This window comes from Acidovorax radicis N35, from assembly GCF_000204195.1.
Lineage (GTDB): Bacteria > Pseudomonadota > Gammaproteobacteria > Burkholderiales > Burkholderiaceae_C > Acidovorax > Acidovorax radicis.
In genome coordinates this window covers 42,586-56,244 of the sequence record NZ_AFBG01000021.1, presented here as the reverse complement: position 1 = coordinate 56,244, position 13,659 = coordinate 42,586, and the positions used below count along the sequence as shown (strand labels likewise).

General features: G+C 66.0%; 13 protein-coding genes. 11 read left to right on the top strand and 2 right to left on the bottom strand.

The features are described 5' to 3' along the window. Window positions 1-81: 81 nt before the first annotated feature. Window positions 82-1,170 (bottom strand): hypothetical protein, encoded by a 1,089-nt coding sequence (locus tag ARADN35_RS0117275; protein ID WP_010464310.1) that lies wholly within the window; start codon window positions 1,168-1,170, stop codon window positions 82-84. A 156-nt stretch (window positions 1,171-1,326) separates the two neighbouring features. Between ARADN35_RS0117275 and ARADN35_RS0117270 the strand changes: the two genes are divergently transcribed. The 5 genes from ARADN35_RS0117270 to pyk all read left to right on the top strand — a co-directional run bounded on the left by ARADN35_RS0117270 (window position 1,327) and on the right by pyk (window position 6,243). Next, complete coding sequence (locus ARADN35_RS0117270; protein WP_029414132.1) at window positions 1,327-1,719, top strand: S-adenosylmethionine decarboxylase family protein; 393 nt, start codon at window positions 1,327-1,329, stop codon at window positions 1,717-1,719. Next, a complete protein-coding gene (locus ARADN35_RS0117265; protein WP_010464303.1) occupies window positions 1,716-2,501 on the top strand; it encodes a nucleotidyltransferase family protein in 786 nt (261 codons plus the stop codon). The genes ARADN35_RS0117270 and ARADN35_RS0117265 overlap by 4 nt, the downstream gene beginning before the upstream one ends. Next, window positions 2,498-3,895: an aminopeptidase P N-terminal domain-containing protein gene (locus ARADN35_RS0117260; protein WP_010464301.1), complete on the top strand. Its 1,398-nt coding sequence runs from the start codon at window positions 2,498-2,500 to the stop codon at window positions 3,893-3,895. The genes ARADN35_RS0117265 and ARADN35_RS0117260 overlap by 4 nt, the downstream gene beginning before the upstream one ends. Before the next feature lie 14 nt (window positions 3,896-3,909). After that, window positions 3,910-4,695 carry a CPBP family intramembrane glutamic endopeptidase gene (locus ARADN35_RS0117255; RefSeq protein WP_010464299.1) on the top strand — a complete coding sequence of 262 codons (786 nt, stop codon included), beginning with the start codon at window positions 3,910-3,912 and terminating at the stop codon, window positions 4,693-4,695. A 111-nt stretch (window positions 4,696-4,806) separates the two neighbouring features. Then, entirely contained in the window at window positions 4,807-6,243 is a 1,437-nt protein-coding gene (pyk, locus tag ARADN35_RS0117250; protein WP_010464296.1) for a pyruvate kinase, read from the top strand. Window positions 6,244-6,262: 19 nt separating this feature from the next. Here pyk and ARADN35_RS0117245 read toward each other — a convergent pair whose 3' ends face one another. Then, window positions 6,263-7,015 carry a phosphatase PAP2 family protein gene (locus tag ARADN35_RS0117245; RefSeq protein ID WP_050812544.1) on the bottom strand — a complete coding sequence of 251 codons (753 nt, stop codon included), beginning with the start codon at window positions 7,013-7,015 and terminating at the stop codon, window positions 6,263-6,265. Between the two features lie 79 nt (window positions 7,016-7,094). On the opposite strand from ARADN35_RS0117245, the gene ARADN35_RS0117240 reads away from it, so the two are divergent. The 6 genes from ARADN35_RS0117240 (at window position 7,095) to ARADN35_RS0117215 (ending at window position 13,632) form a co-directional block, all read left to right on the top strand. Further along, window positions 7,095-7,799, top strand: a complete 705-nt coding sequence (locus ARADN35_RS0117240; protein WP_029414129.1) for a response regulator transcription factor — start codon at window positions 7,095-7,097, stop codon at window positions 7,797-7,799. Next, window positions 7,796-9,187 (top strand): histidine kinase dimerization/phospho-acceptor domain-containing protein, encoded by a 1,392-nt coding sequence (locus ARADN35_RS0117235; protein ID WP_010464289.1) that lies wholly within the window; start codon window positions 7,796-7,798, stop codon window positions 9,185-9,187. The genes ARADN35_RS0117240 and ARADN35_RS0117235 overlap by 4 nt, the downstream gene beginning before the upstream one ends. A 79-nt stretch (window positions 9,188-9,266) precedes the next feature. Further along, window positions 9,267-10,331 carry a class II fructose-bisphosphate aldolase gene (gene fba / locus ARADN35_RS0117230; protein ID WP_010464287.1) on the top strand — a complete coding sequence of 355 codons (1,065 nt, stop codon included), beginning with the start codon at window positions 9,267-9,269 and terminating at the stop codon, window positions 10,329-10,331. A 317-nt stretch (window positions 10,332-10,648) separates the two neighbouring features. Further along, on the top strand, window positions 10,649-11,374 hold the full coding sequence (locus tag ARADN35_RS0117225) for a hypothetical protein (protein ID WP_029414128.1): 726 nt from the start codon (window positions 10,649-10,651) through the stop codon (window positions 11,372-11,374). A 62-nt stretch (window positions 11,375-11,436) separates the two neighbouring features. After that, a complete protein-coding gene (locus ARADN35_RS0117220; RefSeq protein WP_010464283.1) occupies window positions 11,437-11,976 on the top strand; it encodes a hypothetical protein in 540 nt (179 codons plus the stop codon). A gap of 54 nt (window positions 11,977-12,030) precedes the next feature. Next, window positions 12,031-13,632 (top strand): Re/Si-specific NAD(P)(+) transhydrogenase subunit alpha, encoded by a 1,602-nt coding sequence (locus ARADN35_RS0117215; RefSeq protein WP_010464280.1) that lies wholly within the window; start codon window positions 12,031-12,033, stop codon window positions 13,630-13,632. The last annotated feature ends 27 nt before the right edge of the window (window positions 13,633-13,659 follow it).

The following is a 13,659-nucleotide window of genomic DNA, read 5'->3' as shown; positions in this document are numbered from 1 at the left end:
CCCCAGGGAGCGCGATTGTGTGGGGCGGTGGCGGTGTGTACCAGTCCCCCAGGGGGGAATGGCGTTGCCACCCAACTGCTGCTAGTGCTGCTGCAGAATCCGGCCCAGGCTCTCCCAGTCGGCGGCGCCGGTGGCTTCGAAGATGGCCCGCAAATGCTTCTTGAGCGCCGCCGCGCCTACGCCGGTACGTTCCATGCACTCGCTGCGCGCGTGGCCGATACCCGCCAATAGTGCGATTTCGCGTTGCAACGGGCTGAGCGGCAAAGCAAGGACACGACGCACCACATCAATGCAGCGGGAGTGCTCCAGTTGAAGCGTCAGCATGACCTGGCCGGGCCCTCCTGTAAGCGAGTGCAGTTCGTGCGCTTTGGCCACCAGCCAGCCGTGTGGAACGGGCACGCGCGATGTGCCCTCCTGTGGCAAGCCCAAACGCTGCAACAGATCCTGCGGCAAGTTTTGCGGGCGGCTTGATCGCGAGTCATCGCGCACGCCCAGTCCGGCCAGGTTGGCTTGACGCAGCAACTCGGTGGCGGCTGCATCCATCAGCAGGGGGCGCTGATCGGCAGCATCCATCAGGATATGGCCTGTGGCACCGAACCGCCCGGTTTCCCAGCGGGTGATGAGCGAGGTGGGCTTAAAGGCCCGTGACAGGCTCATGCAGGCACGCTCCAGCATCCTGGCCTGGGCATCGCTAAAGCCGGGGCCAGGCTCCAGAAACAGCGCCGCAATGGCGCGTGTGCGGCCCTCCACCTCGACGCGAAGATCCAGCGTATGTTGGTGGCCGCTCGCGCGCACCAGAAGGTTGTAGCTGTTGGACCGAAAGTACCTTGCCCCCGGGGCCAGGAGCCGACCGACCCGAGGGCCGTCGGTCTTGGCAAGTTCCAGCACATTCGTTTCCCCGGGCCCGTTGAACAGACGCAGGTATTCGTTGAGAAACAGATCCTGCGTGGATGCGGGTGAGTCCTCGTGGTGGAACCCTGCAGGAAGGCCGTCTTCGTCCAGCCAGAAAAGCGCTGCGGCATCGGCCCCGACCAGCGTGCGCAACACCGCGCAGACGTCAGGTGCGACCGGCGCAAGCCCCAGACCCAGGTCGCAGAGCATGTCGAGCTGTTGCCAGAGCCGCTGCTGCGAGGCGACGGTTTTGGGAGTGCTGATGGCCTGCGGGCGCATTGGGGTGGGATCTGTGCAACGGCTAAGCGGGCATTATCGGCAGCCCGAAACCGGTTGGCGCGATCCGGTTGGCAGAAAATCGAAGCTCTTTGTGCGGTTGTGAGCTTGCGCCAAGCTGGCCGCGACCCGCCCGCCGATGCACTACAGTGCACCCCCATGCACGGATTGCACCTCACTGCCGACCTTCATGGCTGCCGATGCGCGCCCCACTGGCTGCTGGACGCGGACGCACTGGGCCGCGCCTGCACCGAGGCGGTGCAGGCATCGGGGCTGCAGGCGGTCGCCCAGCTTGTTCATGCGTTTCCTTCCACGGAGCATGGGCCCGGAGGAGTCACTGCCACGGTGTTGTTGGCGGAATCCCACTTGTGTGTCCACACGTGGCCCGAGCAGCGGGCGGTCACCCTCGACGTCTATGTCTGCAATTTTGGTGCAGACCACTCGGGCAAAGCGCACGCGCTGATGAATGCTTTGCTGGCACTTTTTGACCCTGTTGCCGCCGAGCGCCACGCACTGCTGCGGGGCGCTGTTGTCCAAGAGCGTACGCCATGAACCCTGCGGTACACGCATCTTCCCAAGTCCCCGCATTGCTGCTGGCCGCAGGCCGTGGCGAGCGCATGCGTCCGCTGACCGACACCGCCCCCAAGCCCCTGCTGCAGGTGCAGGGCCAGCCGCTGCTGCAGTGGCACCTGGCGGCGCTGCAGGAGGCGGGTGTGGAGCAGGTGGTGATCAACACCGCATGGCTGGGGGCGCAGATCAGCGACCAATTTTCAAGTGTTTTTGGCCTTCAGCGCTTGATAGGTAAGCGCAGGCAGCTATCAATTTCATACTCACACGAAGGTGTGGACTTTGGCGGCGCACTGGAAACCGCCGGCGGCATCGCCCGCGCGTTGCCCCAGCTCGGCCCCGCGTTCTGGCTGGCCGCGGGCGATGTGTTTGCGCCCGACTTCGTGTTCGACAGCGCAGCGGTGGCGGCCTTCGAGGCCAGCGATCATCTGGCCCACCTGTGGCTGGTGCCCAACCCCACCCACAACCCGCGTGGCGACTTTGGCCTGTCGGCCGACGGCCTGGCGCTGAACCTGCCCGCCGCCGACCCAGCGCCCCGCTACACCTACAGCACCATCGCCCTGCTGCGCGCCGATCTGTTCGCGGCGCCCTGGTGCGACATTCCGCCGGGCAACCCAGGGGGCATCAAAGCCCCGCTGGCGCCGCTGCTTCGCCGTGCGATGGACAATGGTCGCGTCAGCGCGCAGCTCTACACCGGCCGCTGGACCGATGTGGGCACGCCCGAACGGCTGGCCGAACTCAACACCCTTTCCTGCGACGCTTCATGAACACCACCGTGCCTGCTTCCGTCTACGCCCAGCGCCGCGCGCACCTGGCTGCCCAGTTGGGCCCCGGGGGCATCGCCATCGTCCCCACGGCGTTGGAGCGCCCGCGCAACCGGGATAGCGACTTTCTGTTTCGCCACGACAGCTACTTCTATTACCTGACCGGTTTCACCGAGCCCGGCGCCTGCCTGGTGTTGGCCCAGGATGGCCGCAGCACGCTGTTTTGCCAGCCCAAGGACCTGGAGCGCGAAATCTGGGATGGCTACCGCCTCGGCCCGGCCGCTGCGCCCGCCGCATTGGGCGTGGACGCCGCGCATTCGATGGCCGAACTGGACAGCAAGCTGCCGCGCCTGCTCGAAAACACGGGCTGCGTCTGGTACCCGTTCGCCACGCACAGCGGTCTGGCCGCCCGCGTGGAGGGCTGGCTCAATGTGGTGCGGGGGCGCGTGCGCTACGGCGCCATCTGTCCCGCCGAGCAGAACGATTTGTGCACTTTGCTTGATGAGATGCGCCTGTTCAAGGACGCGCACGAGCAGGACATCATGCGCCGCGCCAGCGCCATCAGCGCGCAGGCCCACATCCGCGCCATGCAGCGCTCGGCCCGCATGCTGCGCGCCGGGGAGGATGTGCGCGAATACCACCTCGATGCCGAGCTGCTGCATGCGTTCCGCGACGCGGGCTCGCAGTACCCGGCCTACAGCTCCATCGTGGCGGCGGGCGCGAATGCCTGCGTGCTGCACTACCGGGCCGATACCGCACCGGTGCGTGATGGGGAGCTGGTGCTGATCGACGCGGGTTGCGAGCTGGACAGCTACGCCAGCGACATCACGCGCACCTTCCCCGCCAACGGAAAATTCACAGGCCCACAGCGTGCGCTGTACGACCTGGTGCTGGCCAGCCAGGACGCGGCCGTGGCTGCCACCAAGGCGGGTGCCCGCTTCAACGACCCGCACGACGCCACGGTGGCCGTGCTGGCGCAGGGCATGCTGGACCTGGGCCTGCTCGACAAGAACAAGGTGGGGTCGGCGCAGGACGTGATCGACAAGCGTGCCTACTTCCAGTTCTACATGCACCGCACCAGCCACTGGCTGGGCATGGACGTGCATGACTGCGGCAGCTATGTGGAGCCCGGCGAAGTCGGCCAGGTGAGCGAGCGCAAGGACCCGCTCTCGGGCGAGACCATCACCAACCGCCCCAGCCGTGTGCTGCGCCCGGGCATGGTTCTGACCATCGAGCCCGGCATCTATGTGCGCCCCGCCGATGGCGTGCCTGAGCAGTTCCACAACATCGGCATCCGCATTGAAGACGATGCCATCGTCACGGACACGGGCTGCGAGCTGATCACGCGTGGCGTGCCCGTGAAGGCCGACGAGATCGAAGCGCTGATGCGCGCCTGAGCGTGGGCAAACCCATGGCCTTGGACAACGCTGTGTTGGCGGAATCGGCGGGTGCCCAGGGGCAACCCGCGAAGTGGCGACTGGGCGGTGCGCTGTGGTTGTTGGGCATGCCTGGCGTAGTGGCGGTGGTGTGGGCGCTGCTCCCGCCCTTGAGGGCCAACGAGGCCCTGCTGCCGTTTCCGCTCTGGGCTGTGGTGCTGCTCAGCGGGCTGCAAACGGCCGTGCTGCTGGCGCTGGCCGTGGCAATAGGTGCGTGGTTGGCGCCCCGCGTGGGCCTGCAGACGCCCGCTGTGTCTTCCTGGCTGGCCGGCAGGCCCATCGGCCCCGCGCTGCGTGCCCAGTCCCTGCCCGGCGTGTTGGGCGGTGTGGCGGGTGCTGCGTGGCTGTGGGCGCTGTCCCAGGTGGCGCCCGCCGCGTTGCAACCGTCGGACCCCGCCAGTGCCATGCCGTTGCTGGTCAAGCTGCTGTATGGCGGCATCACCGAAGAATTGTTGGTGCGCTGGGGCGTGATGACCCTGCTGTTGTGGCTGGGCTGGCGGGTGGGGCAGCGCGGGCAGGGCCAGCCGGGCAGGGTGCTTGTGGCTGTGGCGGTGCTGTTCAGTGCCCTGCTGTTTGCACTGGGGCATCTGCCTGCTGCCCAGGCGCTGGCCGGGGTTTTGACCTGGCCCGTCGTGGTGTTCGTGCTGGTGGGCAATACGGCCTTTGGCCTGGTGGCGGGCTGGCTCTATGCGCGCCATGGTCTGGAGGCGGCAATCGTTGCCCATGTACTGGCGCATCTGTTGTCGTACCCGTTGCTCTGATGGGCCCCGGGCCACAGGGCGGATGCAAGGGGTAACTCGCATGTAACCGCTTCGTGTGAGAATTGAAACTCGATTACATCCACCCGACAAACGAGAGAAAGAGACAAACCCATGCCTACCCGCCGCGCCACCAAGATTGTTGCCACCCTGGGCCCCGCCTCCAGCGACCCGGCACTGCTGGAGGCCATGATCCGAGCGGGGGTGAATGTGGTGCGGCTGAACTTCAGCCACGGCAAGGCGCAGGACCATATCGACCGCGCTGCCACCGTGCGTGCCGCCGCGCAGCGCGCAGGCCGCGAAGTGGCCATCATGGCCGACCTGCAGGGCCCGAAGATCCGCGTGGGCAAGTTTGCCGAAGGCAAGGTGCAGCTGGAGTCGGGCGCCAAGTTTGTGCTCGATGCGTCGCGCACCGAGCTGGGTGACATCGAAGGTGTGGGGCTCGACTATAAGGAGCTGCCACGCGACGTGAAGGCGGGCGACCTGCTGCTGCTCAATGACGGGCTGATCGTGCTCACCGTCGATGCGGTGCGGGGCGAAGAGGTGCACACCACGGTCAAGGTGGGCGGCGAGCTGTCCAACAACAAGGGCATCAACAAGAAGGGCGGGGGCCTCACGGCACCGGCCCTCACGGCCAAGGACATGGAAGACATCCGCACGGCGATGAGCTTCCAGGCCGACTATGTGGCGGTGAGCTTTCCCAAGAACGCGACCGACATGGAAATGGCGCGCCAGCTGTGCAATGTGGCCGCGTCCGAGTACCGTCACAAGCCGGGCCTGATCGCCAAGATCGAGCGGGCCGAGGCCATCCCCCACCTGGAAGCCATCCTGCGCGTGAGCGACGGCATCATGGTGGCGCGCGGCGACCTGGCCGTGGAAGTGGGCAATGCGGCCGTGCCTGCGCTGCAAAAGAAGATGATCCGCATGGCGCGCGAGCTGGACAAGGTCGTCATCACCGCCACGCAGATGATGGAAAGCATGATCACCAACCCCGTGCCCACGCGCGCCGAGGTGAGCGACGTGGCCAATGCCGTGCTGGACGGCACCGATGCCGTGATGCTGAGCGCCGAGACGGCCGCAGGCCGCTACCCGCTGGAGACGGTGGAAGAAATGGCCACCATCTGCGCTGCGGCCGAGGCGGCGGAGGACCATCAGTTGGACGCCGACTTCACCGGCCAGACCTTTGGCCGGATCGACCAGTCCATCGCCATGGGCGCGCTGTTCACGGCCCACCACCTGGGTGCCAAGGCCATCGTGGCCATGACCGACAGCGGTGCCACGGCCCTGTGGATGAGCCGACACAGCATCCGCATCCCTATCTACGCACTCACCCCCAAGGTGGCCACGCAGCGCAAGATGGCCATGTACCGCAACGTGCGTCCCCTGCTCATGGACACCAGTGCGGACCGCGACACTGCGCTGGAACAGGCCGAGCGCCATCTCAAGAACCGCAATATCGTGCAAAAGGGCGATGTTTACGCCATCACCTGTGGCGAGCCCATGGGGGCGCCGGGCGGGACCAATATGCTGAAGATCTGCGTGGCGAGCTGAACAGCCAGGCGCTGAGCAATCAGCTGGCGGCCCGGGGTGGGTCGTCGGCCGCTGTGGCGGCTGTGGAGAGGGCGGCCAGGCGTGGGCGCAGGGCCGAAGCGCCCAGGTCGCACAGCCAACCCACCGTCCAGCACAGCCACCCTGTCCACAGGGTGTGGCTCATGAAGTGTGCGCCCCGCGCCTGCTGGGCACCGCCCAGAACCAAGCCTGCCAGCAGTGCGCCTGCCAGCCACCATCGCGCGGCAGCAGGTGCTTTGTAGCGCAGCGCGAAGTAGCCCCCCACAAAAGCAAAGCCCGCTGAGGCATGGCCCGCCGGGAAGCACCGCCCGCCGCCGCCGTCGATCACCCCCAGCGCCCAATGGGAGGCATAGCGCGCCACGCCACCGAACTTCGCCAGGTCCCAGGGGCAGCTGGTAGTGCTCAGGTTCTTGACCACGCTCACCGCCGCAAGTGCCAGCAGGGCACTGAGGGCCATCTGCAGCCGCTCGCCCGCATCCAGGCGCCGCAGCACGCCCCGGGGCCACCACACCCCCAGCGTGAGCAGTAGCACCAGCAGCCACCCCAGTCGGCGGCCGCCTTCATGGAGCACCTGCACGAAGAACCATTGTTCCCGCAGCGGGAACCCCGTGGCAGAGCCAAACGCCTGGGCCAGGGGGATGTCCTGCCCCCCGGCGTCCCAGGCCACCACGGCGGCCAGGATACCCAGCGTCCAAAGGAGCAAAGTACGGTGGCGGGCGGCAAAACGACGGGGCTGGGAGGGCGGGGACAACATCCCACGGACCATAGGGTGCCCCACTTAACACTGTCTTAATGACCCTCCGCAGGGTGCATCGCGCGGCGACAATGGCTGCATGCGAATACTCGTGGTCGAAGACGATGCCGGCATTGCCGCAGGCCTGCGTACCAACCTCCAGCAGCGTGGCTATGCGGTGGATGTGTGCGATGGCGTAGCCAGTGCCTGGGGTGCGCTGCGCGTGGAGCGTTTTGATGCCGTGTTGCTGGACCTGGGGCTGGCCGATGGCGATGGCGGCGAGCTGCTCAGGCGGTTGCGCCTGAGCCCGGCGCCTGGGGCCGGGGCTCCGCAGATGTTGCCCGATCCCTCCACTCCCGTGCTGATCGTCACCGCCCGTGACCAGGTGCATCAACGCATTGCGGGGCTGGACCAGGGGGCGGATGACTACCTGGCCAAGCCCTTCGACATCGATGAACTGGATGCACGCTTGCGCGCCCTGTTGCGCCGGGCCGCCGGCCGGGCGTCTCCCACCCTCCGCTACACAGACATCGAGATGGACCCTGCGGCGCGAACCGTCCACCAGGGCGGCAAGCTGGTAGAGATGTCGCCCCGAGAGTTTTCGGTGCTGCTGGTGCTGCTGGAGGCCCGGGGGCGTGTGCTCTCGCGCCAGCAGATCGAAGAGCGCCTGTACAGCTGGGATGCCGCCATTGAGAGCAACGCGGTGGAGGTCCATATCCACCACCTGCGCCGCAAACTGGGCAGTGCGTGCATCCAGACCATGCGGGGCGTGGGCTATTTCATGCCCCAGGAGCCCTCGGCATGAGCGCCTCTGCAGCGACTCCTGTCGCGCGCGCCCGCCGGCCGTCGCTGACGCGCCAGCTGCTGTTGTGGTGCCTCGGGGCGCTGGCACTGGTGTGGGGAAGTTTCGTGTTCATTGGCTACCAGACAGGGGTGCACGAGGCGGATGAATTGACCGACGGGCACCTGGCCAGTGTGGCTGCCCTGCTGCTGAACTTGCGCGCGACCGAGGCCACCGAAGGGCCGCAGGTCACGCAGCGCGCGGCCACACCCTGGCTCAAGTCGCACGACTACCAGCAGTCCCTCAGCGTGGTCCAGTGGGACGCGCAGGGTCGCATGCTCCATCACAGCGGTACGGCGCCGGCACCTGCCTTCGGTGATGTCGAGGGATTCGCCAACATGGCGCTGGGGCCGGACGAGGCGGTATGGCGCAGCTTTTCGCAGTGGGATGCCGCGCGGGCGCGCAAGATCATGGTGCTGCTGGAGTTGCGCGAGCGCGACGAGCTTGCCCAGGACATTGCCGAGCAGATGATCGAGCCTGGCCTCTGGTTGCTTCCCGTCGTGTCGCTCGCCCTGGGCCTGGCCCTGTGGCGGGGCTTGCGGCCGCTGTATGCCTTGTCGGCAGACGTCGCGGCACTCGACCCTGCCAGCGCGCCACGCCTGGCCTCGCGCCATGCCTGGAGCGAGTTCGAGTCGGTGGTCGCGTCCATCAACACCCTGCTGGACCGTCAGCAGGCCGCGCTGGTGCGCGAACGCAGGTTGGCCAACGAAGTCGCGCACGAATTGCGCACGCCCCTGTCATCCATTGCCCTGCAGGCCAGTGCCTTGGGCGGAGAGCTGGATTCCGCCGCACGGGCGCAGGCCATTGCCCGCATTGGCCAGGACGCCTTGCGGGCTGGCCATGTGCTCAACCAGCTGCTGGCCCTGGCGCGCGCCAGCCGGGCGGAACTGCACGAGGCCAAGGCACCGGTGGACCTGTGTGCCGTGGCCCGCCAAGTGTGTGTTGACTATGCGCAGGCTGCCTGGCAGCGGGGGGATGACATCGCCCTGTCGGCGCCACCGGAGCTTTGGGTGTCTGGGCACGTGTTGCTGCTGGACATCGCGGCGCGCAATTTGGTGGAAAACGCGCTCAAGCACACGCCGGAGGGCACGCACATCGCGGTGCAGGTGGGGGCTACTGAGGGAGCGGGTGTTTGGCTGCAGGTGTGTGATGACGGTGCCAGGCGCCATGGCGACCTGCCCGCCACTGCGGGTGCGAGAAGTCCCACTGACAGCCTGCACCTGGGCCACGAAATCCTGCGGCGGGTGGCAGACATCCATGGCGGTAATTTCGGTCCAGCACCTGCCGCCCAGCCCTTTACCACCTGTTTTCGGTTGGATTTGCCCCCTTCGGCGGTCACGCCCCCCGGTTAAAATCGCGAGTTACCAAGCGGTTACCACCGCAATGACCGGCTTACAGCGCCTTCTCCAACCCTCAACGGACCCTACGACCATGCCCCTCGTTTCGATGCGCGAACTGCTCGACCATGCCGCAGCCAACAGCTATGGCATCCCTGCCTTCAACGTCAACAACCTGGAGCAGGTCCAGGCCGTGATGGCCGCTGCCGACGAATTGGGGGCCCCGGTCATCCTGCAGGCCAGCGCCGGAGCACGCAAGTACGCTGGCGAGCCTTTCATCAAGCACCTGATCCAGGCCGCCGTCGAAGCCTTCCCGCACATCCCGCTGGTGATGCACCAGGACCACGGAACCTCGCCCAAGATTTGTCAGGGCGCCATCGACCTGGGCTTTGGCTCGGTGATGATGGATGGCTCGCTGATGGAAGACGGCAAGACGCCCTCGTCGTTCGACTACAACGTCGAAGTGACCCGCAAGGTGGTCGACATGGCACACAAGGTGGGGGTTACCGTTGAAGGCGAACTTGGCTGCCTGGGGAACCTCGAAACCGGTGAAGCCGGCGAGGAAGACGGTATTGGCGCCGATGTGAAGCTCGACCACAGCCAGATGCTGACCGACCCCGAAGAGGCCGCCGTGTTCGTGAAGGCCACGCAACTGGACGCCCTGGCGATTGCCATTGGCACCAGCCACGGCGCCTACAAGTTCAGCCGCAAGCCCACGGGCGACATCCTGGCCATCAGCCGCGTCAAGGAAATCCACCAGCGCATTCCCAACACCCACCTGGTGATGCATGGTTCGTCGTCGGTGCCTGCCGAGCTGCTGGCCATCATCAACCAGTACGGCGGCAAGATGAAGGAAACCTACGGCGTGCCGGTCGAGGAGATCCAGGAAGCCATCAAGCACGGCGTGCGCAAGATCAACATCGACACCGACATCCGCCTGGCCATGACCGGCGCGGTGCGCAAGTTCCTGTTTGAAAACCCCGACAAGTTCGACGCGCGCGAGTGGCTCAAGCCCGCCCGCGAGGCGGCCAAGCAGGTCTGCAAGCAGCGTTACCTGGAATTCGGCTGCGAAGGCCAGGGCAGCAAGATCAAAGGGCTGAGCCTTCAGGCTGTGGCGGCCCAGTACGCGGCGGGTACGCTGGCCCAAGTGGTGAACTGACCGTTGGCACAAGGCCCTGCAGGGCCGCCCGATCGGCCTGGCTGCGTTGCGCAGCCAGGCTTTTTTTTGCCCCGATACGAGAGGGACTGGGGAGTTCCCTCTACATCAGACAAAGGCGACAGCGGCAAGATTTTCTTCATGTAAGCTCGCGGTCAGCTTGCCCACCGGCAGCGCCGTAAGAAGTGTCCGATACCAGGGCGCTTTCAACACATTTCTCACCAGTTACACCGAGCTGGTTGTTGCATGGCAGAAGCCGTCGATGGACGGACTCGGGTGCCGTGGGATGATTGAAGGCGAATTCGTATGAACCTTTCTCTATGACTCTGACTATTTCGAAGTTTCGGCGCTTGTTGCCTGTATTTGCCGTGGCGGTGTTGACGGTGGCGTGCGCGCCCCTGACCGTTCCCCCAAAGGCCGAATATCCAGTCGGGCGCGCCCGTCTGGTGTTGCCGCCAGGGGCGTGGCAAGACCTGGGTACTTCTGATGAGGCCACATCAGGCCCCGGAGGCCGTACCTCGCTGCAAACCCGTGACGTGGGGCTGCGTGGTGCGAAAGGTGAATGGCTGGCTGCGCTGCGTGTGCAGACCAACCGCACCGGCGATCTGCGCGGGTCTCCGCAAGGGGTGGGGTACTGCCCGCCGCAACAGGACGTCGTGGTCAAAGATCCCGCGGATGGCAGCCCCGTGCGCGCCGATTGCCTGCGCTTCAAGCTTTGGGCGAGCAGCCCCAAGTGGCTTGAAAAGAACCGACCCGATCTGGGCCAATGGATGGCCAGCCGCCAGATCGCGCTGAGCACCCCCTATGCGCATGTGAGCTACCGCTACGTCACCGAAGCGGGTGTCTGGGTGGTGGTGGATGCCCTGGTGGACCAGCGGCTGATCAGCGTCCGGCCGCGCAACAACGAAGAGTTCCTGGTCGCAGGCCTGCCCTTCCAGCAATGGGCCCATGACCTGGCCCAGGCTGTGCGCCTGAGCGCCGGCATGGTGGACGGCCACCTGGCCATTCCGCCTTTCCCGTTTGCCGAAGCCGCATCCCGGAAATGAGCGGCGCAAACAGATAACAAAACAACAAAACTACAAGACAACACAAGAGAGGGAGATTCACCATGGGCGTGATCCTGCAAATCCTGGGACTCATCATCACTTTCACGATGGCGATGGAAGCCCTGCGCCGTTTTGGCATTGACGTGGGCTGGCTCAATCCGCTGGCCTTTTTCCGCCGCCGTGCCTGGTCCAGGAAGGTCACAACGCCGCCGCTGTACACGCTGGAGCACCCTGTGGATGTGGTGGCTGTGATGGCATTGGCCATGGTGCAGGCGACTGGCGCCGTGACCGTGGAGCAGAAAGAGGGCGTTCTGGCCCTGCTTCGCCAACATCTGGGTCTGGGCGATTCCGATGCGAACAACCTCTGGGTTGCCAGTTCCCACATGCTGCGCAACCGCCCGTTGGCACCCAGCGAAGTGCCTGCTGTGCTGGAGCGCAGCTTAGAAAAATTCACCGATTACCACGTGCTGACCCTGCGTTCCGTGATGCAGGGCGCAGCGCAGATCGTGCCCCCAGCCAGCGCAGAACAGCAGCAGCTCCTGGATGCCGTGGACGCCTGCTTTGTCAAGAAGCAGGCCGCCGCACGCCCCTGGGCGGGCTGACGCAGCGGCAGACACGCCGGCCCCAACGATTCCACAACTTCGAGGAGACCTCCCATGCAGACCAGCCCCGTCCCGCAGCCGCAGCGTATTGGCGTGCCCAGGGAAATCTTCCCCGGCGAAAAGCGTGTGGCCACCGTGCCCGATGTGGTGGAGAAGCTGATCAAGCTGGGTTTTGCGGTCACTGTGGAGTCGGGGGCTGGGGATGCCGCCAACTTCAGCGATGACGCCTACCGCGCCGCCGGGGCCCAGATCGTGGGCGGCGCTGCCGCCCTGTGGGCAGCATCAGACATCGTCTTCAAGGTGCGCCCGCCCAGCAGCGACGAAGTGGTGCTGATGCGTGAGGGCACGACGCTCATTGATTTCATCTGGCCTGCCCAGAACCCCGAGCTGATGCAGCAGCTCGCGGACCGCAAGGCCACGGTGCTGGCCATCGACTGCCTGCCGCGCACGCTCTCGCGCGCCCAGAAGATGGACGCGCTGACCTCCACGGCTGGCGTCTCCGGCTACCGCGCCGTCATCGAGGCGGCCAATGCCTTCGGCCGCTTTTTCAACGGCCAGATCACCGCCGCGGGCAAGGTGCCGCCGGCCAAGGTGTTCATCGCAGGCGCGGGCGTGGCGGGGCTTGCCGCCATCGGCACGGCTGCCAACCTGGGCGCCATCGTGCGCGCCAACGACACGCGTGCCGAAGTGGCTGACCAGGTCAAGTCGCTGGGCGGTGAGTTCGTCAAGGTGGATTACGAGGAAGAAGGCTCGGGCGGCGGCGGCTACGCCAAGGTCATGAGCGAGGGTTTCCAGGCCGCGCAGCGCAAGATGTACGCGGAGCAAGCCAAGGATGCCGACATCATCATCACCACCGCGCTGATTCCGGGCAAACCCGCGCCCAAGCTCATCACGGCCGAGATGGTGCAGAGCATGAAGCCCGGCAGCGTGATCGTGGACATGGCCGCCGAGCAGGGTGGCAACTGCGAGCTGACCGTGCCTGGCCAGGCTGTGGTGCGCCACGGCGTGACCATCGTCGGCTACACCGACCTGGCTTCGCGCCTGGCCAAGCAGTCGTCCACGCTGTATGCCACCAACCTGCTGCGCCTGACTGAAGAGCTGTGCAAGGCCAAGGACGGCGTGGCCGTGGTCAACATGGAGGACGACGCGATCCGCGGCCTCACCGTGGTCAAGGATGGCGCGATCACCTGGCCTGCCCCACCGCTCAAGCAGGCCCCTGTGCCGGCACCCAAGGCCGCGGCAGCTCCTGTGGCTGCCAAAAAATCCAGCCATGGTCCGGGCGCACCGATGTCTGCCAAGACGCTGACCATCGTTTTTGCCGTGCTGGCCGTGCTGTTCTGGGCCATCGGTGCCTATGCGCCCGTGGCCTTCCTGGGCCACTTCACGGTGTTCGTGCTGGCTTGCTTCATCGGCTACATGGTGGTGTGGAATGTCACGCCCGCGCTGCACACGCCGTTGATGAGCGTGACCAACGCGATCTCCAGCATCATCGCCATCGGTGCGCTGGTGCAGATTGCACCGCCCGATGCGGGCATCAACGGGCGCCCGGATGGGCTCATCCTCTGGCTGGCCTTTGCCGCGCTGGTGCTCACGGCTGTCAACATGTTCGGTGGCTTCGCCGTCACGCGCCGCATGCTGGCCATGTTCCGCAAGTAACTCCATCACAACAAGAACACAAGGAGC

Excerpts from the sequence above, each read along its gene's own strand:
- ARADN35_RS0117275 (WP_010464310.1), bottom strand. The coding sequence starts at position 1,170 with ATGCGCCCGCAGGCCATCAGCACTCCCAAAACCGTCGCCTCGCAGCAG.
- ARADN35_RS0117270 (WP_029414132.1), top strand. The coding sequence starts at position 1,327 with ATGCACGGATTGCACCTCACTGCCGACCTTCATGGCTGCCGATGCGCG.
- ARADN35_RS0117265 (WP_010464303.1), top strand. The coding sequence starts at position 1,716 with ATGAACCCTGCGGTACACGCATCTTCCCAAGTCCCCGCATTGCTGCTG.
- ARADN35_RS0117260 (WP_010464301.1), top strand. The coding sequence starts at position 2,498 with ATGAACACCACCGTGCCTGCTTCCGTCTACGCCCAGCGCCGCGCGCAC.
- ARADN35_RS0117255 (WP_010464299.1), top strand. The coding sequence starts at position 3,910 with ATGGCCTTGGACAACGCTGTGTTGGCGGAATCGGCGGGTGCCCAGGGG.
- pyk (WP_010464296.1), top strand. The coding sequence starts at position 4,807 with ATGCCTACCCGCCGCGCCACCAAGATTGTTGCCACCCTGGGCCCCGCC.
- ARADN35_RS0117245 (WP_050812544.1), bottom strand. The coding sequence starts at position 7,015 with ATGTTGTCCCCGCCCTCCCAGCCCCGTCGTTTTGCCGCCCGCCACCGT.
- ARADN35_RS0117240 (WP_029414129.1), top strand. The coding sequence starts at position 7,095 with ATGCGAATACTCGTGGTCGAAGACGATGCCGGCATTGCCGCAGGCCTG.
- ARADN35_RS0117235 (WP_010464289.1), top strand. The coding sequence starts at position 7,796 with ATGAGCGCCTCTGCAGCGACTCCTGTCGCGCGCGCCCGCCGGCCGTCG.
- fba (WP_010464287.1), top strand. The coding sequence starts at position 9,267 with ATGCCCCTCGTTTCGATGCGCGAACTGCTCGACCATGCCGCAGCCAAC.
- ARADN35_RS0117225 (WP_029414128.1), top strand. The coding sequence starts at position 10,649 with ATGACTCTGACTATTTCGAAGTTTCGGCGCTTGTTGCCTGTATTTGCC.
- ARADN35_RS0117220 (WP_010464283.1), top strand. The coding sequence starts at position 11,437 with ATGGGCGTGATCCTGCAAATCCTGGGACTCATCATCACTTTCACGATG.
- ARADN35_RS0117215 (WP_010464280.1), top strand. The coding sequence starts at position 12,031 with ATGCAGACCAGCCCCGTCCCGCAGCCGCAGCGTATTGGCGTGCCCAGG.